This window comes from Bradyrhizobium sp. SZCCHNS2022 (assembly GCF_032377575.1).
Classification (GTDB): domain Bacteria; phylum Pseudomonadota; class Alphaproteobacteria; order Rhizobiales; family Xanthobacteraceae; genus Bradyrhizobium; species Bradyrhizobium aeschynomenes.
In genome coordinates this window covers 21,745-40,216 of sequence record NZ_JAUHHZ010000001.1, presented here as the reverse complement: position 1 = coordinate 40,216, position 18,472 = coordinate 21,745, and the positions used below count along the sequence as shown (strand labels likewise).

The following is an 18,472-nucleotide window of genomic DNA, read 5'->3' as shown; positions in this document are numbered from 1 at the left end:
GCGCACGGAAGGCGTCCGCTGATGGGCATCGACGTCCTCGCGCCAACGCAGGCGCCGGCCACCGATCGGGACGAGAGACCGCTGACTGCCGTCACCTATCCGGTGCCTTGCGAGCAGTGCGGCCGGATCGTGCGGGTGGCGATGAACGCGCTGCGCCCGCCCAGCTTCCACCGTGTCGACGAGCAGGTCGCGTGTCCCGATGTCCAGGAGCGCCGAAGTAGGGGTGACGGCGGACTGTTGTTGATGATGTGCGGCCCCTTGAAGCAATCGCTCGCCGCACGATGCGATGCAGCCGAGGTCGAGGCCACCGCTCCCGGCGGCGGACAGGCGGGACGGGTCGTCTGCAGCATTCCCGGCGTCTCGATCGCTCAATACGTCCCGAACGAGGCGCGCAGCCGCGCGGAGATCTGGCAGGCGCACGGCTACGACAGGCTGGCGATGAGGCTTCGTGCGGCCGCGGCGAGGGCGGAGCGCAGGCCGCCGGTCTGGACCCGCGCCGCGGCGGCCGGCCTCGGCGCATTGTTGCTCGCTGCCGCCGCTAGCTGGTTCATGCTGGCGCGGGAGCCGGCCGCTCCCCCGCCGACACAGCCGCAAACCGTCGAGGCCTCCGTGGCCGCGTCAAGCCGCGCAAGCGTCGAGAGTTCGGTGCGCGTCGTCACGGCAGAGGCCATGTCGGCCGCGACCGCCCCGGCGCCGCTGCCGGACGCGCCCTCGGATACTGCAACGCTCTCGCGCTCCGCGGAAACCGCGCCGCTCGAGGCGCCCGCCCTCCCCGCGTCGGCAAGCGCTGCGACAATTGCCGAGACCGCACCAACAGCGGTCTCAGGGCCGGCGGAGGCAGCGACGATTCGCCTGCCCGACATCGTGATGATTCCAGGAGGAACATTCGTGATGGGCGGCGTCGAGAGCTCCGAGCTTCCGGTCCACCGCGTCACGATCAAGCCGTTCGCACTCGGCAGATACCCCGTCACGATTGGCGAGTGGAAGGCGTGCGTGGCTGACAAGGCATGCGCCGACGTGATGAGCGGCCCGGACGACAACCCGGTGACGAATGTCGGCTATGACGACGCCACGGACTATCTGGCATGGCTCTCACGGGCAGTCGGCAAACCGTTTCGGCTGCCGACTGAAGCCGAATGGGAGTACGCAGCACGTGGCGGCGCAACGACGACGTTCTGGTGGGGCGACCAGATGCGCTCCGGCATGGCCAATTGCAACGGATGCAATGGCACCGGCGCGCCCGCGCAACTGATGAAGGTCGGAAGCTTTGCGGCCAATCCGTTTGGACTGTTCGACATGGGCGGGGGCGTCGACCAATGGGTGGCCGACAGCTGGCACAAGAGCTATCAGGGCGCGCCGTCCGATGGTTCTTCATGGATCGACGAGCAGAGCTTCGTGCATGTCATTCGCTCGGGCTCGTGGAAGAAGGACGCGAGCTACGCCCGCAGCGGAAGCCGCGACCGCTATGATGGGCGCGTCAGATATCCAACCCATGGCTTCCGCGTCGCGCTTTCGCTCTGATGCGGCCGCCCTGTGCTGAGCCGGGGCCAGCGTGCCGTCGACGCCGATGCCGGGCCAGCGCCCGCAGGCCTCTTGCAACGCAGCAAATTGCAGCGTCGGGGAGATCCGCAGGACGACTCTTCTGCTGAGCCTTCTTTATTCAAATTCTTATCGGAGTCGCAGGACGAGACCGATCGAAACCTCAAATTCGCCGCGCTAGTGCCCATTCATTGATCGGCTCGATCGTTCGATATTTGCCATCCATGATCGTCGTTATTTGTGAGTTGAGGAGTTATGTGGAGTGAGACATCCGCGCTTCACGCGCCGCTATTCGATCTGAGGTGCTGGCGACGACTTCGTCGCGCTCGATGCGCGACGCTCGGGTCCGCCGTGCTGGCCTGCACGCTGATGCTATCGCCGGCGCCTTCATGGGCGCAGGGCAAGACGGCCCCGAAGGACGCCTACCTGTATTTCATCACGCCCGCCGACGGCGACACCACGAAGAGCGCGTTCTGGTGCCGCTTCGGCCTCCGCAACATGGGCGTCACCCATGCCGGCGACAGCTTTGCCAACACCGGCCATCATCACCTCCTGATCGACGCCGATGAGCCGATCAGCCCGGGCGAGCCGATTCCGCAGGACAGAAAGCACCTGCACTACGGCGCGGGCGAGACCGAGGCTCTGATCGAGCTGCCTCCCGGCAAGCATACCCTGCAGCTCGTCCTGGGCGACGGCATGCACTTCAACTTCGATCCACCGCTGGTATCGAAGAAGATCACGATCACCGTGAGCAGTGCTTCGCAGAGGCACGGACAGAGCGCCACTCACGCCCACCGGCGGACGCGGCATCTTCACGCGCACACCGTGCGTCTGGCGGCGCAACCGTCGACCGCCGAAGCGCCGCCGCCCGATCCGGCAAAATCCGCGGGAGCCGTCGATTTCATCAAGAGCTTACTGTCGGGTGCGAAATGAACCTCCGCCGCTTCCCGATGGAAGCCGGTTCGGCCGGCCGAAGCCCTTCACCGAGAGCTGCTCGCCATAGGTCGTCGCTGCAAAGCCCATGGGCTCCGAAAAGCTGCCGCTCGGCGGCTGGCCGAGGCCGGGTGCTCCGCAAGCGAGATCGCGGCCATTACCGGGCACAAGGCGCTGGCAGAAGTCGAGCGCTATACGCGCGCAGCGGACCAAGAGCGGCTGGCGAGACAGGCGATCCAGCGGCAGTCCGAAAACCAAAGTGGCAAACCGCCAGACAGCGAAGTGGCAAACTCCACCGACGAAGCTTTGGAGATCAATAGCTTGGCCTGGAAAATGGCGCTCCCTAGGGAAACGGGCAACTCCAACAAAATCAACGGGCTAGTCGCCGGTGCGAACCGTTATATCTCGAATATCCCCTTCTCGGTCCGGTGCAGGCATGCCCCCGGTCCTTCGGGACCGATGATGTAGTTATCGCAGATCACCGCAAAGATCGCTTCGGTCTCATATCCCGGATGCACGGCGAGGTTCATTCCTGAAGCGACCGCCATCGTCTCGTCGCGCCGGATCAGCGGGCGCTCCACCATGTCATAGCCCTGACTGTGCGCATAGAGCCTCACCTCCGGCGGCAGGCCGCGTGAGGTCATGTACGCATCGTGAGCCGCCGCAATAGACTGTGCCGATATTCCTGGCTTGAGCAGCGATAACGTATGGTCCTGTGCCGCCTTCACGGCCGCAAAGCCGTCGTGCAATTCCGCACTCGCCTTGCCCAGTGCCAAGGTGCGCGCGATCTCGCAAAAGAAGCCGCCGGGACCGTTGACCTCGATCAGCAGCGACAGATGATCGCCCTCGGCCAGGGTGCGGCCCTGGAAGTGCCGGCCCATGAAGGGCGAGCGGATGCCGATCTTGGCTGACGCACCCAGGAAGATGCCCTGCTCGCTGCCGAGCTGCTGGGCCTTCATCTGAGCGGCCGAGGTAACATCGATGTCGCGAAGGCCAGGACGGATCACGCGGCAGACATGCGCGAACACCTCATCCTGCAGCGCCGCGGTACGCCGGATCAGGCCCTGCTCCTCCTCGCTCTTGATCGCCTTCAGCGCGTCGAGATCAGCGGTGACGTCGATGATCTCAATATTGGCAAGTCCGCCGCGCAGAGCATCACTGAACCCCGCGAGAAATCCGCCGGCATTGGCGAGCCCGACCCGCCGAACATTCCGCGCCAGCAGATCCCTCACGGCCAGATCAGCATCATAGCGCACCGTGTAGTCGATCGACGGAAACGATGGCGTCGTCAGGATGGTGCCGACACCGCGATGGACAGGGTCTTCGCCCTTGAGCGAACGCCGGCCATCGAAGACGCCCATTTCGATCACGGTCATCAGGTCGTCAGCATAGAACAAGACCGTCCGAGGATAGCCGTTATTGGCGGGAATGTCGGTGAGCCACTTGACATTTCCACCGAGCCAATCATTGGTGGCCTGCACAATGACGACATCGATGTCGTGCCGCTTCATCGCTACCCGCATCGCGGCCCAGCGCCGAGCGAGTTCAGAATCGCTGATGCGGACCGGGATTCGTTCGTGCATGCTCATGCGGCAGCTCCAGCTTGACCCAATATGATCCGGTTGCGCATCCGCGCATGATTCCCGGTCACGAATGCCCTTACGTTCTCGACGACAAGCGGCAGCAGCTGCTCGTCATAGCAGTCGCTCATGCCGCCGAGATGCGGCGTGATCAGCACGTTGTCCAACTGCCAGAGGGCGCTGCTGGCAGGTAGCGGTTCAACGTTGAAGACGTCGAGCCCTGCCCCCGCGAATGTCCGCCGCTGCAGCCTTTCGATCAGCGCGGCTTCGTCCACGACCGGCCCGCGCGCCAGATTGATCAGGAAGCCGTGGGATGGCAGCGCGTCGAGCACCGCTCCGTCGATCAGGTGCCGCGTCTCCGGCGTAGAGGCTGCGAGTACGATCAGGAAATCCGCCTCTCGCGCTGTGCGCACCAGCTCGCCGCGGGGACGGATCGCGTCAAATCCAGCCGCCTCGCTGCGCGCGTCGCTGATGCCGATCACGCGCATGCCGAATGCCTGACAGCGTAGCGCGAGCTCCTCGCTGATCGTCCCGATACCGACCAACACCGCGGTCTTTCCGAGCAGAAGCCGCTGTGGCCAGCGCTCCCATGCCGCGCGACGCTGATTGTCGACCATTCGCGGCAATCCCCGTCCCAGCGCCAGCATGTGCATGAACGCCATTTCCGACATCTGCGGGCCGTGAATGCCGCGCGCCGAAGTGACGAGGATGTGGCGAGGCAAGCCAAGCGCCAGCAAGGGATCGACCCCGGTGGTGAAGGCCTGAATCCATTGCAGCTGCGGGGTCGCCGCGACCAGACCGGGCGTAATCGACTGCGCGAGGCCCATGAGTACCTGTGCCGAGGCTGCGTGCGCCAGCACCTCCGACGCGGCCTCGCCGGCATAGATGATGACCTCCGGACAGGCCTCGGCGAGGCGCCCCGCCAGCCTTGGCACGTCCTGCGTGATAACGACGATCTCGAGCGGACGATCAGCCATACAGGATCCTCGGCAGCCAGAGTGCGAGTTCGGGAAAGATCAGGAGCAGAGCGAGCAGCACGAAAGGCGCAATCAAAAACGGCAGGATGCCGCGATAGATGGCGCCGAGGCTGATGTCTGGCACCTGCGCCTGGATGACGAACAGGTTCATGCCAACCGGCGGATGGATCAGGCCGAGCTCGACCACGATCACCACGATGATCGAGAACCACACCGGATCATAGCCATACTGCGTCACCAACGGCAGGAACACCGGGACCGTGATCAGGACCATGCCGATGCCTTCAAGGAAGCATCCGATCACGACATAGGCGACGATGATGATGCCCATCACCGCAAGGCCAGGCAGGTGCAGCGACTGCGCGGCCGTGGCGAGCAGCTGCGGCAATTGCGTCTGGACGACGAAATTTGCGAAATAGGTCGCACCGATGATGATGGCAAAAAGCAAGGCCGAGGTCGAAACCGCGCCCTCGACCGCATGAAACAACTGGGCCACCGACAGCCTGCGGCCGATCACGCCGAGCAGGATCGCGCCGAATGCACCAAGCGCTGCGGCTTCGGTCGGACTGAAAATGCCGCCATAGATGCCGCCGATGGTCAGCGTGAACAGCAGTACGAATTGCCAGGGCTGGCGCAGCGCGCCGAGACGCTCTCGCCAACTGACGGGCTTGCCGAGCGGGGCCAGCTTCGGGTTCAGCTTCGCCGCAAGCAGCGCCAGCGCGACGTAGGACACGGTGAGGAGGATCGCCGGAAACAGCGCGGCCGCGAACAGCTTTGGCACCGACTGCTCGGCGATGGCGCCGTAGATCACCAGGATGATCGATGGCGGGACCAGAATGCCGATCGATCCTCCCGCCGCGATCGCACCCGCGGCAAGACCATCATCATAGTCTGCCTTACGCATCTCCGGCAACGCAATACGCGACATGGTGGCCGCCGTCGCGATCGATGAGCCACAGACCGCGCCGAAACAGGCGGACGCCCCGATCGCCGCGACCGCGAGGCCACCGCGCACGCCCGACAGCAGCAGGCGCGCGGCGTTGAACAGATCGGCCGACAGCCGCGTGCTCGAAGCGACGTCCCCCATCAGGATGAACAGCGGAATCACCGACAACGGGTAGGAATTCGCGACGTCGAACGGCGTCGTGCCCAGAGTGGTGAAAGCCGCGGCCCAGCCATTGATGATGGTGTTGCCGGTCAGGCCGACGATGATCAACGCCGCCCAGACCGGAATGCGAAAGAACAGCAGCGCAAACAGCGCGAGAACGCCGATCGCACCGATCCACTGGACGCTCATGCCCCCTCCCCGCCTTCGGCATGAGATATCCTGCGCGAGGTCGGCACTGGTCTCACTAAGGGTCCGAGCGCGCACAGCAGCGTGCCGATCAGGCCGACGATCGCAAAAATCCAGAGCACCCAGAGCTGCAGGCCCAGCTCCAGCTTGCGATCGCCGAACTCATAGGCCTGCAGGGCGGGCGCGATCATCGCCGCGGTGACGAGGATGAGGAGCGCAACCGAGATGATGTCCGAGAGGCGCACCAGCACGCGCTCGACCCGCGGGCTCACCAAGGAGTCGATGATGTCGATCACGATGTTCTTGCGGGCAAAGAAACTCGCCGACATGCCGTGAAAGACGAAGACGACGAGGCAGGCCTCGACGATGTCATAGGCCCCGCGGATCGGGCGGTTGAAGAGAAAACGCAAGGTCACGTCGACGCATGTGCTGAGCATCATGATGACCAGTGCGATCATCGCGAGCCGGACCTGAGTTGTTTTCAGACGTGCGGTGAAGGTTTCGAGAGGCGCGGCGGCCATGCTGATATCCTGTCGCAGGACCCTGCCGGGCTTCCGGCAGGTGTCAGGTGGCTTCCGCGTCAGGCCGTGTAGGCGTCGAGAAACGCCTTGCCCGGCTTGCCTGCCTTTTCGAGCTCGCCGAGGGCCTTGTCGCGCAGCGGCGCGAGAATCTCCTTCACGCGGGACAGCTCAGCGTCGGCGAGTTGCGAAATTTGTACGCCCTTGCCGGTCATGTAGGCACGGCCCGCCTTCTCGCTGGCGTCGAACGCGGCGCCGAATCGTTCGGCCATTGCAGGCCCCGTGGTCTTGTCGATCAGCTGTTGCAGATCGGCAGGCAGCGACTTGAACTTATTTGGATTCATGGCCACCGCGAAGGTCGCCGTGCTGACGCCTGGCTCCAGCGAGTATTTGATCACCGTGCCCAGATCGAAGCTCTGGCACGCTTCATAGGGAAATGTGGCGGCATCGATGATGCCCTTGGAGAGGCTGTCCGCCGTCTCGGCCGGCGGCACGGCGAGCGGCGTTGCACCGAGCAGCGGAATGATCTGGGCGAACTGTTCGCCGGCATAGCGCACCCGCAAGCCCTTGAAATCTTCAAGCTTGGCGAGGGGACGCTTGCTGGTGTGGACCATGAGCGGATTGGTCACCGCCATCCACAACACCTTCATGCCCGGATGTTCTGGATAGAGATAGGTCGGCGCCAATTCCGTGAGCCTGCGTGACGTCACGGCGCTGTTGTTGCCGGCCTTCGGCCCCGAATAGGGCAGCGCCACCAGATCTGCCATTGGGAAACGGCCGGGGGTAGCGCCATGGAGACCAACCGCGATGTCCACGACACCGTTGCGCACCAGATCGAATTGGCGGTTGACCGGCCCCAGCTGTGACGCCGGGAAGATATTGAGCGTGAGCTGCCCCTGCGACTGCTCGGCGAGGCTCTCGCCCCATTTTGTCAGCTCGCGGTGGAAGGTGTGGTTGGGCGGCAGATAATGCGAGACCTTCAGCCCGATGGGCTCTGCCCTTGCGGACCGTGAGCCGACCATCCCAATCGCAGCCCCCGAGATGGCTCCAAGCAGAGCCGAACGACGTGTGAACATGGCGTTTCCCTCAAATGCCCGGAGCTTGTTCGCCCCGGTGCTGCAGCGCGGATGTCTCGATCGGACACCTTCTGTCGCTGTACTGTTATCCGGTTCAGCCGTATCGCATCACGGTCGCCTCTGCAAGGCCCGTTCGCACCGATCAGCGCGACAGAATGCCTTCCACCCTCCGCCGGAAGCCGAGCAACTTTTCGGCAAAGGCGTCGCGGTTTTCGAGAAAGCGCTGCGTCGGCACCGGAATCGATACGGCGACGGGGCGGCCAAAATGATCGATGACGGCCGTTCCGATCGCGCTGATGCCGGCACCATGCTCTTCGAGATCATAGGCGAGATGGGTGCGGCGGATGTCGTTGAGTTCATCGATCAGGCGCCTGCGGTTCGCCAGCGGAAAGTCGGGATGTTCAGCAAGGCTCTTCTCGATCAGTTCCTCGCTTTCTTCAGGTGAAAAGCAGGACAGCACCGCCTTGCCGTTCGCGGTGCAATGCAGCGGGAAGCGCTCGCCGACGGCCGACAGCGCCGTGAGTCGACGCCGGCCCGGCACCTGGTCGACGAACACCACCGAGCCGCCCGACAGAACTGACAGGTCGACGGTTTCGCCAACTTCCTCGCCCAAGGCCAGAAGGTGCGGACGGATTATCTCGCTGGAATTCGCACCAATGGAAGCCGCGATCCGCAACAGACCCATGCCGATCCTGACCTGTCCAGGCCCGCTCGACGTGACGAAGTCCTCGGCCATCAGCGCCGCCACGATTCGTTGCACCGTCGAACGAGCGAGCCCGACCGACTTCGCGATCTGGCCAAGGCTCAAACCGTTCGGATGGCTCTCCAGCGTGCGCAGAATGCTGCCAGCTCGCGCCAGCACTTGAATGCCATTGCCACCACGGTCGTCAGACGGTGGCGGCGCGGAGGCTCTCGTTTTCAACGCCCGCGCTGCGGCTTTCGACATCAGTCTCCTGTCCTCTCCATTGGATCGATCATGAGATCGGAATCTCTTGCTAACACTTTAGCGCAGCGGCCGATGCCCGACGATGCCGGGTGCGCGGATCATACCGATGCACCTGACTGACGGACGCAGCCGGCTCGCGTGAACCGTTGTCCATTCCGAATTTCGGTTGACGTTTTCCATGATATGGTACATGTGTATCGCAACGTGGGGCAAGTGCGATCGCTTGCCTCCAGCAAGAACAACTTCAGAAGGGAAGGATGCGCATGTCCATCAAGATTCGGGGCATCGATTTTCAGAGCAATACCGACAACGCCATGGGCCTGAGGTTCACCAATCTCTCCCATCGCTGGGGTTTCCAGTGCCCGAACTGGCCCTATTTCGAAGACGTCAAGATCGAGCGCATCCACTACATGGCGAAGTCTGGCGTGCTGTCGCAACGCATCACGACCTCGATGCATTCAACGACGCATATCGATGCGCCGGCCCACGTCGTGCAGGGCACGCCTTTCATCGACGAAGTGCCGCTGCCGCATTTCTTCGGCTCGGGCCTCGTCGTCTCGCTGCCGAAGAAGAAATGGGAATCCATCACCGCAGATGATCTGGAAAAGGCCTGTGGCCATGCCATCCGCCCGCACGACGTTCTGATCATCAATACCGGTTGGCACAAGGTCTATGAGGACGGCGATTATTTCGCCTATTGCCCGGGGCTGGTCCCGTCAGCGGCGGATTGGATGGTCGACAAGCAGGTGAAGGTCGTCGGTCACGACACCCAGGCCAATGATCACCCGCTCGCCACCGCGATCGGCCAGCATCGCAATGGCCCGCTGCTGCCGCATCTGAGGGAGGAATATCGTGCCTGGTCGGGCGGTCGCGACTGGACCGAGGACTTTCCGGAATGGGAGCCGGTGCACAACAAGCTGTTCAAGCATGGCATCCTCGGCATCGAGAATGTCGGCGGCGATCTCGACGAGGTCACCGGCAAGCGCTGCACATTCGCGTTCTTCCCCTGGAATTGGGATCGTGGCGACGGCTGCATCATCCGCTTGGTTGCCATCACCGATCCGAACCAAGCTTACCGCATCGAGAAGGGCGAGGCGTTCTGATGCGTGTGAAACGCTTCCATGAAGCCAAGCCCTATGACGCGCCCAATCACCGCGGCGTGGTTGGCTTGCGGCTGCAGGGCTTTGAGCCGGGCGGCCCGACCAACCAATGGGTCGGCCTCTCGCAATTCCTGCCAGGCGGCGGCGCCGGTCCGGACTCGACGCCGTTCGAGAAGGTCTATGTCGTCCTTGCCGGCGAGATGACGGTGATGGTCGACGGGAAGGAGACCGTGCTCGGGCCTTACGACAGCTGCACCATCGCACCGAACGAGATTCGCGAGATCGTCAATCGTCGCAATGATGTCTGCACGATGCTGGTCGTCATCCCCTATCCGCCGGGTGTCACACCATGAGCGAGAGCGCAAACTTCCTGAAAAATCCCCTGTCTCTGTTCGACATCAGCGGCAAGGTCGCGATCGTGACCGGCGCCTCAGGTGCGTTTGGCGCGCTGGCCGTGCAGGTGCTGGCCGGTGCCGGCGCCAAGGTCGCTGCGGTCGCCGGCAATCTCGAAGCGCTGGAGCAGACGGCCGCCGACGCCAGGGCGCTCGGAGCCGAGACGCTGAGCATCCAGGCGCGCCCAACTGATGAGAAGATCTGCGACGATATCGTTGCGAAGACCGTCGCGGCGTTCGGCGGCGTCGATATCCTCGTCGTCGCCTCCGGCAAGAACGACGTATCGAAGATCGTCGACATGGCGGCGGATCGTTTCCTCGACGTGATGGACGCCAATGTCACGCAGTCCTGGCTGATGGCCAAGGCGGTCGGCAAGCAGATGCTGGCGCAGGGCCGTGGCGGCAAGATCGTGCTGATGTCATCGGCGCGCGGAAAGCTCGGCCATCCCGCCGGCTATTCGGCCTATTGCGCCTCGAAATCGGCGATCGACGGCATCACCCGTGCGCTGGGCTGTGAATGGGGCGATACCGGCATCACCGTCAATGCGATCGCGCCGACGGTCTTCCGCTCGCCGCTGACGGCCTGGATGTTCGAGGACACCGAGCGGGCGCGCGAGGTCCGCAAGGGTTTCCTCGCCCGCGTCCCCAAGGGACGACTGGGCGAGCCGCAGGATCTCGCAGGTCCCCTGCTCTTCCTGGTCTCGAAGGCGTCGGATTTCTACACCGGCCACATCCTCGACGCCGACGGCGGCTATACGGCGGGATGATCCCGCCGCCTAGCTCCTAACATCTGGAGAAAGGCATGTTGCAGCGGATTGGCGTCATCGGTGGCGGCACGATGGGGCGCGGGATCGCGGCCTGCTTTGCGCTGCACGGTTTTTCGGTGAATCTGGTCGAACCTTCGGCCGCACAGCGTGCAACCATCAGGTCCGAGATCGCGGACGGCTTTCGCCTTCTGGTAGATGAGAATTTTGTCGATGCGGACACGGCTGGAGCCGCCTCCGATCGTATCGCTCTGTTCAAAGCACTGGCGCCGGCGGTGCAAGACCGCGACTTCATCGTGGAGGCCGCGCCCGAGAAGATGGAGCTGAAGCAGGCGCTGTTGGCAGAGATCGACGCTCTGGCGCCAGCTGATGCCATCTTCGCCACCAACACGTCGAGCCTGCCGCTTGGGCCGATGATCGCGGCCTTGCCGGAAACGCGACAGGTCCGCACCCTGGTGACGCATTGGTACAATCCGCCGCTGCTGATGCCGCTCGTCGAGATCTCCGCCTTCGGCAACATGCCTTCCGATCTGCTCGAAGAGGTCGAAGCCCTGCATCGTCAGATCGGCAAGCGCGTCGCCAAGGTGGCGAAGGACGTCCCCGGCCTGATCGCCAATCGCATTCAGCAGGCGATCGCACGCGAGGTGTTCTCGTTGATCGAGCAGGGCGTCGCCGATGCCGCCGACATCGACACCGCGCTGAAATTTGGTCCGGCTTTTCGCTATGCCACGACCGGCCAGCTCGAAGTCTCCGATTTCGGCGGCCTCGATATCTGGCTCACGGTCGGCGACAATCTGCTCGCCGTCATGGATGCTTCAAAACAGGCGAGCCCCCTGCTGCGCCGCAAGGTGGCCGAAGGCAAGCTCGGCGTGAAGAGCGGCGAAGGTTTCTATCGATACGACCCGTCATCGACCTCAGCGGTGCGCCGCGCATTTCTCGGCCGGCTGATCACGCAACTGAAGGCATCACGTACCTATCCCTGACGATTGCAGGACGCGCAAAGACGCGGGCCGCCTAAATAAGAGGAACGCCCCATGTCCGATACCATCATCACCGTCGCACCAACCGGCGCCTGGCCCACCAAGGAACATAATCCCGCGGTTCCGCTGACGCCGCGCGAAATCGCCGAGGACGTCTATGAATGCTGGCAGGCAGGCGCAGCCATCGCGCATTTGCATATGCGCGACGATGCCGGCAAGGGCACGATGGACAAAGGCCGATTTATCGAGACCGTCGGACGCATCCGCCAACGCTGCGACATCGTGCTGAACCTCACCACGTCCGGCGATCTGAATGCGACTGATGAGACCCGCATGGCGCATTTGATCGAGCTGAAGCCCGAGCTAGCTTCCTTTGACGCAGGCTCTATGAATTGGATGCATTCGACACTGTTCATCAATCATCCGGCCTTCCTTGAGAGGCTTGCTGGCGTCATGAACGAGAACGGCGTCAGGCCGGAGATCGAGGTATTCGATCCGGGCATGCTCTACAACGCCATCCACTACATGAAGAAAAACGTATTGCGAGGGCCCGGCTATTTTCAGTTCGTACTGGGCGCAGCCGGAGGCATAGCCGCTACGGTCGAAAACCTTGTGTTCCTCAAGAGCCTCTTGCCACCTCACGCGCAATGGTCGGCTTTCGGAATCGGTGCTGGCCATCTGCCAATCTTGTTCGCGACCCTTTCGCTAGGGGGCCATATCAGGGTCGGCATGGAGGACAACGTCCTCTACGCCAAGGGCCGCCTTGCCAAGAACAATGCTGAGTTTGTCGCCCGTGCCGCACGTCTCGTACGCGAGGCAAACGGGAGCGTTGCAACCGCACCCGGCGCGCGGGAGATTCTCAACCTTTCGGGGCGACCATCTCACGCCGCATAGCCGTGGCATCTTGCGCTTGAGACGAAGACCATAAGCAAGATCGACGATAACGACATCGGGAGGAAACGGTGGAATTCGAGGACTGCAATCAGCTGCTTGATCCCGGCTATCTTCCGTTCGAGTCGGGGTATAAGGACCTCACCGGCGGCAAGAAACTGGTCGCCGCCTTGACCCGCATGCCGGGCTGCCGTGCCAAGATGGTCCATTGGTGGTTCGGCTGGCTCGGCGGCATCAAACAATACAAGCTCTGGCATCCGCGCGATCACGTCGCGAGCGCCTGGCTCAACCGGGTCGACGGTAATTACATCGGCGCCTCTCACGTGGTCAGCGAATATCTCGCGGGTCCCACGGGCCCCGTCTATGACCTGACCATCGACTTCCATCATCCGCACGAGATCTTCGACGCTGCGCGCTATGACGCCTCCGGCGCGGTCGCGGTGTGCGCGCGGATCGGCGATCAGGACGCGCCCGTCCATGTCGGCCGGATGTGCCACTTCGTGCGCGACACCGATTATGGCTGCGAGATGCGCTCGCGGTTCTGGCTCGGCATTCTCGCCAACAAGAAGACACGCGAGCCGGTGCCTGAGCACATCGCGGTCGAAGGGCGCAAGCGTCAGCTCAATGACGATTTTGCCCGTCGCCTGCATCAGCACGCCACCGAGGAGATGGGCTATCTCGCCGAGATCCTGCCGGTGCTGTACCGGCGCTACACCGGCGACAACGGGTTCTGACGCGTCTGCGGAACGCTCCGGCCCGACGGAGCGACCGTCAATAAAATGAGGCGAAACGGCCTCACCCATCATGGAGGAAAACATGGCAACTCGCACGTCGCAGGCGGCGTTATCAGCGCCGCTTCCCGTTTTGAAGCGACTTCTTCCCGTCGCGCTGCTCGCGATCGCAGCAGCCTGGACCGCAACATCGGCCGAAGCCGCAGATGAAATCGTCATCGGCGCGTCGATCCCGCTGAGCGGACCGCTCGCCGGTTTCGGCAGCTTCCAGAAGTGGGGCTACAGCCGGGCGGTCGACGAGGTCAACAAGGCCGGCGGCATCACCATCGACGGCAGGAAGATGCCGGTTAGACTCGTGCTGCGTGACGACAAGACCGATCCCAATGTCACAGCGGCCAATACGGAGAGCCTGCTGTCGCGCGATCAGGCGCGAGCCCTGCTCGGCTCCTGCACTCCGGCATTGGTCAATGCCGGGGCGCTGGTCGCCGAACGCAAGAAGATCCCGCTGGTCACCGGCTGCAATCCGCTCGAAGCGTTCAAGTCGGTTCGCAAATGGAATTACGCCTGGGATCTGTTCTTCCACGAGCCCGAGCTCGCGGCGATTCCGTTCAAGGTGCTGGACGATCTCAAGCTCGAGACCAACAAGAAGGTCGCGATCTTCCACGACAACGGTCCGGACGGCCAAGTCGTCGGCGGCACGCTGTGGCCGCAGATGGCCAAGGCCGCCGGCTACGAGGTCGTACAGAACGCATCATTCCCGGTCGACAATACCCAGTTCACCTCGCTCGTTGCGGAGGCGAAAGCAAAGGGCGCAGAGGTCGTGCTGGTCGATGCCATCACGCCGCAAGCGGTCTCGATCCGCAAGCAGATTGCCTCGGCAGGCTATGCACCCAAGCTACTCGTCATCGAAAAAGGCGCCGAGCCGGTGCAGTTCGCCGAAGCGCTCGGCAAGCTCGCCGACGGCGTTCTGGTTGGCGGCTACTGGGATCCAAGCTTCCCCTATCCCGGTGCCAAGGATCTCGCGACCGCGTTCGAAAGCGAGACCAAGCTCACCTTCAGCCAGCACATCGCCGACAGTTATGCGGCGGCGCAGATCCTGCTCGACGCGATCGCGTCAGCCGGCTCGCTCGATCCCGAAAAGATAAATGCCGCGGTAGCCAAGACCGACAAGACCTATGTGGTCGGGCCCATCAAGTTCGACGAGAGCCATACCGCCAAGCTGCCGCTGGCGATGCTGCAATGGCAGGGCGGCAAGACGAGCATCGTCTGGCCGGCGGACCGCGCCACCGGCAAGATCCTGTTCCCCGTGCCTTGACCGCAGACCGAAGGCCGGCGCCGATCGCGCCGGCCTTCAATGATCTCATGCGGAGCGAACGCGAATGCCCGGTCTCGATGTGATCGTCAATGCACTGATCTCTGGCCTGCTGCTCGGCGGCATGCTGGCGCTGACGGCGCTCGGCCTCTCGATCATCCTGGGCGTCATGCGTCTGGTGAACCTCGCGCATGGCGAATTCCTCGTTGCGGGTGCCTACGCCGGTCTCTTTCTGCTGCAACGAACCGGCATCGATCCGCTCGTTGGACTCCTGCTGATCGGCCTCATTCTCGCGCTGATCGGGTATCCGATCTATCGCTTCCTGCTGGCGCCGCTCGCCGGCAAGGGATCCGAAGCAGCGATGATGACCATGTTCGGTCTCTCGATCATCCTGCAGAACCTGTTCGTGCTGCTGTTCAGCGCCGATACCCGCGCCATCGAGCGGGACTACGCCACAGTTCCCCTGACGCTCGGCCCAATCAGCGTGCCGCAGATCTATGCAATCGGCTTTGCCATCTCGGTCGCACTGATCATGGCCGTGCATGTGTTGATCGCGCGCAGCCGGTTCGGCAGCGAGTTGCGCGCGAGCGCCGACCAGCCCCTGGCCGCTGCGATCATCGGCATCAATGTCAACCGGGTCTACGCCCTGACCTTCTGCCTCGGCACCGCCTGTGCGGGAATCGGCGGCACGCTGATCGGTGTGGCGTTGTCGTTCACGCCGACCAGCGGGGCCACCTATCTGCTGACGGATTTCGCGGTGATCGTGCTTGGCGGGCTCGGCAACGTGCTGGGGACGCTGGTCGGAGGCATCGTGCTCGGGGTGCTGCAGAGCGTCGGCGGGCTCACCCTCGGCGACGGCTATCGCGACCTCGTCGGCCTCGTGCTGTTCCTGGCGATGCTGCAGCTCAGGCCGCAAGGCTTCCTCGGGAGCCGCGCATGACCGTGCTGACAACGTCCGTCCCCGAACGCAGCCTGTTGCTGTATCACCCGTTCGTCCGCGTCACGGTTGCCGGCATCTCCTTCGCGGCGCTGATGGCGGCGCCTTCGTTTCTTCCGGCCTATTTCGTCGAGATCGGATTCAAGCTGCTGCTCTATATCGTGCTGGCGGAAGCGTGGAATCTGCTCGCCGGTTATTGCGGGCTGGTGTCGCTGGGCAGTTCCTCCTTCTTCGGCCTCGGCGCCTATGTCACGGTCGGGCTGCTCAATCACACGGATAGCGGCATCGGCTTGGCGCTGGCTGCCTCGGCGCTTGTGGCTATGGCGCTGGCGCTTGTGATGTCGCGCGGTCTGTTTCGACTGCGCGGGCTCTATTTCACCGTCGGGACCCTGGCGCTCGCCGAAGCGCTGCGGCTGCTCGTCGTCAACGTGCCCTGGTTCGGCGGTGCTTCCGGCCTGTTCGTCAGAGCCGACTTGCCCGAAATCGCGGAGCTGTTTCGGGACGCCGCTCTGCTGCTCGTCGTCACCTCCCTGGTCATGACCTTGGCCACGGGCTCGCGGTTCTCAGTGCTGCTGCGAGCGGTGCGCGACGACGAGGACGCCGCAAGCCAAGTCGGCGTGCGCGCATTCCGGGTGAAGCTCGCGGCTCTCATGGTCGCCAGCGCATTGATCGCGATCGCGGGCGGCCTCCAGGCGATCAAGCTCGGCGCCATCGAGCCCTATGGCAGCTTCGGCCTGCAATGGTCGGTCGATCCGCTCGCAATCGTGATCATCGGCGGCCTCGGCATGCGCTTCGGCGCCATCGTCGGCGCGATCTTCTTCGTCGCGATCGGCGAGCTGCTCGCCGATTATCCCGAGCTTCATGTCGCGATCACCGGGGCCATTCTCATCATCCTGATCCGTTGTGCCCCACGCGGACTTTGCGGCTTGCTGGAAACCGCGCTTCGGCGTGCCGGCCTCACCAAGGTTGCGAGCTCATGATTGCCGCTGACGCGCCTCCCCTGCTCGACGCCGTCGGCCTCGGCAAGCGCTATGGCGGCCTTGTCGCAGTCGAAAGCCTCGATATCCGCCTCGACAAGGGCCGCGTGCTCGGCGTCATCGGGCCGAACGGCGCCGGCAAGTCGACCCTGATAGGGCTGCTCGGCGGCGCCATTTCCGCAAGCGCAGGACGAATCCATTTCGACGGCCACGACATCACCAGCCTGCCCGCTTCCGAGCGGGCGCGCAGCGGCATTGGCCGGACCTATCAGATTCCTCGCCCCTTCCTCGACATGACCGTTGAAGAAAATCTGGCCGTCGCGCAATTCTCGCTGTCTCCCTTCATCGCCTCGGGCACCGCCGCCGCTGAACGGCGCGAGATCCTCGATCGCTGCGGCCTCGGCGATGCTGCACACGTCACGGCGCGCGATCTGCCGCTGCTGCGGCGCAAGCGCCTCGAAGTCGCCCGCGCCCTTGCGCTCAAGCCCAAACTGCTTCTGCTCGACGAGGTCGGTGCCGGTCTCATCGACAGCGAAGTCAGCGAATTGATCGCCCTGATCCAGTCGCTGAGGGACGCGGAACGCTCGATCATCATCATCGAACATGTGATCCGGATCGTGAAGGAATGCTGCGAGGACCTCATGGTCATCAACTTCGGCAAGGTCCTTGCCAGGGGGCCGACGACCGACGTGCTGGGGAGCGACGAGGTCGCTGCAATCTATCTCGGCACCAGCCATGGCGCCGCGGCCAGGACCTCCACTTCAGTCGCACCGCGCGTCGATGTCGTTTCGTCGACGGCAAGCACCGAGCCGCTGCTCGCACTTGATGGCGTGTCCGCGGACTACGGCCAAGCCCGCGTGCTCCATGACTTCAGCCTGTCGGTCATGCAGGGCCAGGTCGTCGGGATTCTCGGCAGCAATGGTGCCGGCAAGACCACTGTCGCCCATGTCATCAGCCGCGCCTTGCCGGTCACCGCCGGCCGGATCCGATTTGACGGCGAGGACATCACACGCTTGCCGGCGCATGCGGTGGCGACACGCGGCCTCGCCCATTGCATGGAGGGGCGGCGCATCTTCAGCTCGCTGTCGGTTGAGGAAAATCTACTGGTCGCCGCACGCCGCGCCGATGCAGCGGAGCGCAAGGCGCGTCTGGCGCACGTCTACGCCCTGTTTCCGGTGCTCGCCGATCGCCGCAACGCGCCGGGCACCTCGATGTCCGGCGGCCAGCAGCAGACATTGGCGATCGGTCGCGCGCTGATGGCCAAGCCGCGGCTCGTCATCTTCGACGAAATCAGCCTGGGCCTCGCACCGGTCATGATGGACCGCCTGTACGCGGCACTCGCCGAGCTCAAGCGCGAGGGCCTCACCATGCTCGTGGTGGAGCAGGATATCGAGCGCGCGCTCGACCTTGCCGACGTCGCGCATATCATCAACAAGGGACGGATTACCCTATCCGGGCCGCCTGCCGTCCTGCGTGCGGACGAGCGGCTGCGTCATCTTTACTTCGGGACTGAAGAGTGAGCGGC

At 63.7% G+C, this 18,472-nt stretch carries 19 protein-coding genes; 13 read left to right on the top strand and 6 right to left on the bottom strand.

Going from position 1 to position 18,472, the window contains the following annotated elements:
- Positions 1 to 21: 21 nt before the first annotated feature.
- The 3 genes from QXZ94_RS00195 to QXZ94_RS00185 all read left to right on the top strand — a co-directional run bounded on the left by QXZ94_RS00195 (position 22) and on the right by QXZ94_RS00185 (position 2,940).
- Positions 22 to 1,521: a formylglycine-generating enzyme family protein gene (locus tag QXZ94_RS00195; RefSeq protein ID WP_315718709.1), complete on the top strand. Its 1,500-nt coding sequence runs from the start codon at positions 22 to 24 to the stop codon at positions 1,519 to 1,521.
- A 387-nt stretch (positions 1,522 to 1,908) separates the two neighbouring features.
- Positions 1,909 to 2,472, top strand: a complete 564-nt coding sequence (locus QXZ94_RS00190) for a DUF4399 domain-containing protein (protein WP_315725991.1) — start codon at positions 1,909 to 1,911, stop codon at positions 2,470 to 2,472.
- Between the two features lie 57 nt (positions 2,473 to 2,529).
- Entirely contained in the window at positions 2,530 to 2,940 is a 411-nt protein-coding gene (locus tag QXZ94_RS00185; protein ID WP_315725989.1) for a tyrosine-type recombinase/integrase, read from the top strand.
- Here the strand turns inward: QXZ94_RS00185 and QXZ94_RS00180 are convergent.
- From QXZ94_RS00180 to QXZ94_RS00155, 6 genes are all read right to left on the bottom strand, one after another.
- Entirely contained in the window at positions 2,871 to 4,061 is a 1,191-nt protein-coding gene (locus QXZ94_RS00180; protein WP_315718708.1) for a M24 family metallopeptidase, read from the bottom strand. The two genes, QXZ94_RS00185 and QXZ94_RS00180, sit on opposite strands and share 70 nt — an antisense overlap.
- Positions 4,058 to 5,029: a D-2-hydroxyacid dehydrogenase gene (locus QXZ94_RS00175; RefSeq protein ID WP_315718707.1), complete on the bottom strand. Its 972-nt coding sequence runs from the start codon at positions 5,027 to 5,029 to the stop codon at positions 4,058 to 4,060. The genes QXZ94_RS00180 and QXZ94_RS00175 overlap by 4 nt, the downstream gene beginning before the upstream one ends.
- Complete coding sequence (locus tag QXZ94_RS00170) at positions 5,022 to 6,326, bottom strand: TRAP transporter large permease (RefSeq protein ID WP_315718706.1); 1,305 nt, start codon at positions 6,324 to 6,326, stop codon at positions 5,022 to 5,024. The genes QXZ94_RS00175 and QXZ94_RS00170 overlap by 8 nt, the downstream gene beginning before the upstream one ends.
- A complete protein-coding gene (locus QXZ94_RS00165) occupies positions 6,323 to 6,844 on the bottom strand; it encodes a TRAP transporter small permease (protein ID WP_315718705.1) in 522 nt (173 codons plus the stop codon). The genes QXZ94_RS00170 and QXZ94_RS00165 overlap by 4 nt, the downstream gene beginning before the upstream one ends.
- Before the next feature lie 59 nt (positions 6,845 to 6,903).
- The gene (locus QXZ94_RS00160) at positions 6,904 to 7,863 is read right to left on the bottom strand and encodes a TRAP transporter substrate-binding protein (RefSeq protein WP_315718704.1); all 960 of its coding nucleotides are present in this window, start codon (positions 7,861 to 7,863) and stop codon (positions 6,904 to 6,906) included.
- A gap of 196 nt (positions 7,864 to 8,059) precedes the next feature.
- Positions 8,060 to 8,863, bottom strand: coding sequence for an IclR family transcriptional regulator (locus QXZ94_RS00155; protein WP_315718703.1), 804 nt, complete (start codon positions 8,861 to 8,863; stop codon positions 8,060 to 8,062).
- Between the two features lie 263 nt (positions 8,864 to 9,126).
- Between QXZ94_RS00155 and QXZ94_RS00150 the strand changes: the two genes are divergently transcribed.
- The 10 genes from QXZ94_RS00150 (at position 9,127) to QXZ94_RS00105 (ending at position 18,467) form a co-directional block, all read left to right on the top strand.
- Entirely contained in the window at positions 9,127 to 9,966 is an 840-nt protein-coding gene (locus tag QXZ94_RS00150; protein WP_315718702.1) for a cyclase family protein, read from the top strand.
- Positions 9,966 to 10,316: a cupin domain-containing protein gene (locus QXZ94_RS00145; RefSeq protein ID WP_315718701.1), complete on the top strand. Its 351-nt coding sequence runs from the start codon at positions 9,966 to 9,968 to the stop codon at positions 10,314 to 10,316. The genes QXZ94_RS00150 and QXZ94_RS00145 overlap by 1 nt, the downstream gene beginning before the upstream one ends.
- On the top strand, positions 10,313 to 11,122 hold the full coding sequence (locus QXZ94_RS00140) for an SDR family NAD(P)-dependent oxidoreductase (protein ID WP_315718700.1): 810 nt from the start codon (positions 10,313 to 10,315) through the stop codon (positions 11,120 to 11,122). The genes QXZ94_RS00145 and QXZ94_RS00140 overlap by 4 nt, the downstream gene beginning before the upstream one ends.
- Before the next feature lie 35 nt (positions 11,123 to 11,157).
- Positions 11,158 to 12,102, top strand: coding sequence for a 3-hydroxyacyl-CoA dehydrogenase family protein (locus tag QXZ94_RS00135; protein ID WP_315718699.1), 945 nt, complete (start codon positions 11,158 to 11,160; stop codon positions 12,100 to 12,102).
- Positions 12,103 to 12,153: 51 nt separating this feature from the next.
- Positions 12,154 to 12,993: a 3-keto-5-aminohexanoate cleavage protein gene (locus QXZ94_RS00130; protein ID WP_315718698.1), complete on the top strand. Its 840-nt coding sequence runs from the start codon at positions 12,154 to 12,156 to the stop codon at positions 12,991 to 12,993.
- Positions 12,994 to 13,061: 68 nt separating this feature from the next.
- Complete coding sequence (locus QXZ94_RS00125; protein WP_315718697.1) at positions 13,062 to 13,724, top strand: DAPG hydrolase family protein; 663 nt, start codon at positions 13,062 to 13,064, stop codon at positions 13,722 to 13,724.
- Positions 13,725 to 13,806: 82 nt separating this feature from the next.
- On the top strand, positions 13,807 to 15,036 hold the full coding sequence (locus tag QXZ94_RS00120; protein ID WP_315718696.1) for an amino acid ABC transporter substrate-binding protein: 1,230 nt from the start codon (positions 13,807 to 13,809) through the stop codon (positions 15,034 to 15,036).
- A gap of 64 nt (positions 15,037 to 15,100) precedes the next feature.
- Positions 15,101 to 15,973: a branched-chain amino acid ABC transporter permease gene (locus QXZ94_RS00115; protein ID WP_315718695.1), complete on the top strand. Its 873-nt coding sequence runs from the start codon at positions 15,101 to 15,103 to the stop codon at positions 15,971 to 15,973.
- Complete coding sequence (locus QXZ94_RS00110; RefSeq protein WP_315718694.1) at positions 15,970 to 16,950, top strand: branched-chain amino acid ABC transporter permease; 981 nt, start codon at positions 15,970 to 15,972, stop codon at positions 16,948 to 16,950. Before QXZ94_RS00115 ends, QXZ94_RS00110 begins: the two co-directional genes overlap by 4 nt.
- Positions 16,947 to 18,467, top strand: coding sequence for an ATP-binding cassette domain-containing protein (locus QXZ94_RS00105; protein WP_315718693.1), 1,521 nt, complete (start codon positions 16,947 to 16,949; stop codon positions 18,465 to 18,467). Before QXZ94_RS00110 ends, QXZ94_RS00105 begins: the two co-directional genes overlap by 4 nt.
- Positions 18,468 to 18,472: the final 5 nt, after the last annotated feature.

Excerpts from the sequence above, each read along its gene's own strand:
- QXZ94_RS00140 (WP_315718700.1), top strand. The coding sequence starts at position 10,313 with ATGAGCGAGAGCGCAAACTTCCTGAAAAATCCCCTGTCTCTGTTCGAC.
- QXZ94_RS00110 (WP_315718694.1), top strand. The coding sequence starts at position 15,970 with ATGACCGTGCTGACAACGTCCGTCCCCGAACGCAGCCTGTTGCTGTAT.
- QXZ94_RS00150 (WP_315718702.1), top strand. The coding sequence starts at position 9,127 with ATGTCCATCAAGATTCGGGGCATCGATTTTCAGAGCAATACCGACAAC.
- QXZ94_RS00130 (WP_315718698.1), top strand. The coding sequence starts at position 12,154 with ATGTCCGATACCATCATCACCGTCGCACCAACCGGCGCCTGGCCCACC.
- QXZ94_RS00190 (WP_315725991.1), top strand. The coding sequence starts at position 1,909 with ATGCTATCGCCGGCGCCTTCATGGGCGCAGGGCAAGACGGCCCCGAAG.
- QXZ94_RS00135 (WP_315718699.1), top strand. The coding sequence starts at position 11,158 with ATGTTGCAGCGGATTGGCGTCATCGGTGGCGGCACGATGGGGCGCGGG.
- QXZ94_RS00120 (WP_315718696.1), top strand. The coding sequence starts at position 13,807 with ATGGCAACTCGCACGTCGCAGGCGGCGTTATCAGCGCCGCTTCCCGTT.
- QXZ94_RS00165 (WP_315718705.1), bottom strand. The coding sequence starts at position 6,844 with ATGGCCGCCGCGCCTCTCGAAACCTTCACCGCACGTCTGAAAACAACT.
- QXZ94_RS00145 (WP_315718701.1), top strand. The coding sequence starts at position 9,966 with ATGCGTGTGAAACGCTTCCATGAAGCCAAGCCCTATGACGCGCCCAAT.
- QXZ94_RS00175 (WP_315718707.1), bottom strand. The coding sequence starts at position 5,029 with ATGGCTGATCGTCCGCTCGAGATCGTCGTTATCACGCAGGACGTGCCA.
- QXZ94_RS00170 (WP_315718706.1), bottom strand. The coding sequence starts at position 6,326 with ATGAGCGTCCAGTGGATCGGTGCGATCGGCGTTCTCGCGCTGTTTGCG.
- QXZ94_RS00160 (WP_315718704.1), bottom strand. The coding sequence starts at position 7,863 with ATGGTCGGCTCACGGTCCGCAAGGGCAGAGCCCATCGGGCTGAAGGTC.
- QXZ94_RS00195 (WP_315718709.1), top strand. The coding sequence starts at position 22 with ATGGGCATCGACGTCCTCGCGCCAACGCAGGCGCCGGCCACCGATCGG.
- QXZ94_RS00105 (WP_315718693.1), top strand. The coding sequence starts at position 16,947 with ATGATTGCCGCTGACGCGCCTCCCCTGCTCGACGCCGTCGGCCTCGGC.
- QXZ94_RS00155 (WP_315718703.1), bottom strand. The coding sequence starts at position 8,863 with ATGTCGAAAGCCGCAGCGCGGGCGTTGAAAACGAGAGCCTCCGCGCCG.
- QXZ94_RS00115 (WP_315718695.1), top strand. The coding sequence starts at position 15,101 with ATGCCCGGTCTCGATGTGATCGTCAATGCACTGATCTCTGGCCTGCTG.
- QXZ94_RS00180 (WP_315718708.1), bottom strand. The coding sequence starts at position 4,061 with ATGAGCATGCACGAACGAATCCCGGTCCGCATCAGCGATTCTGAACTC.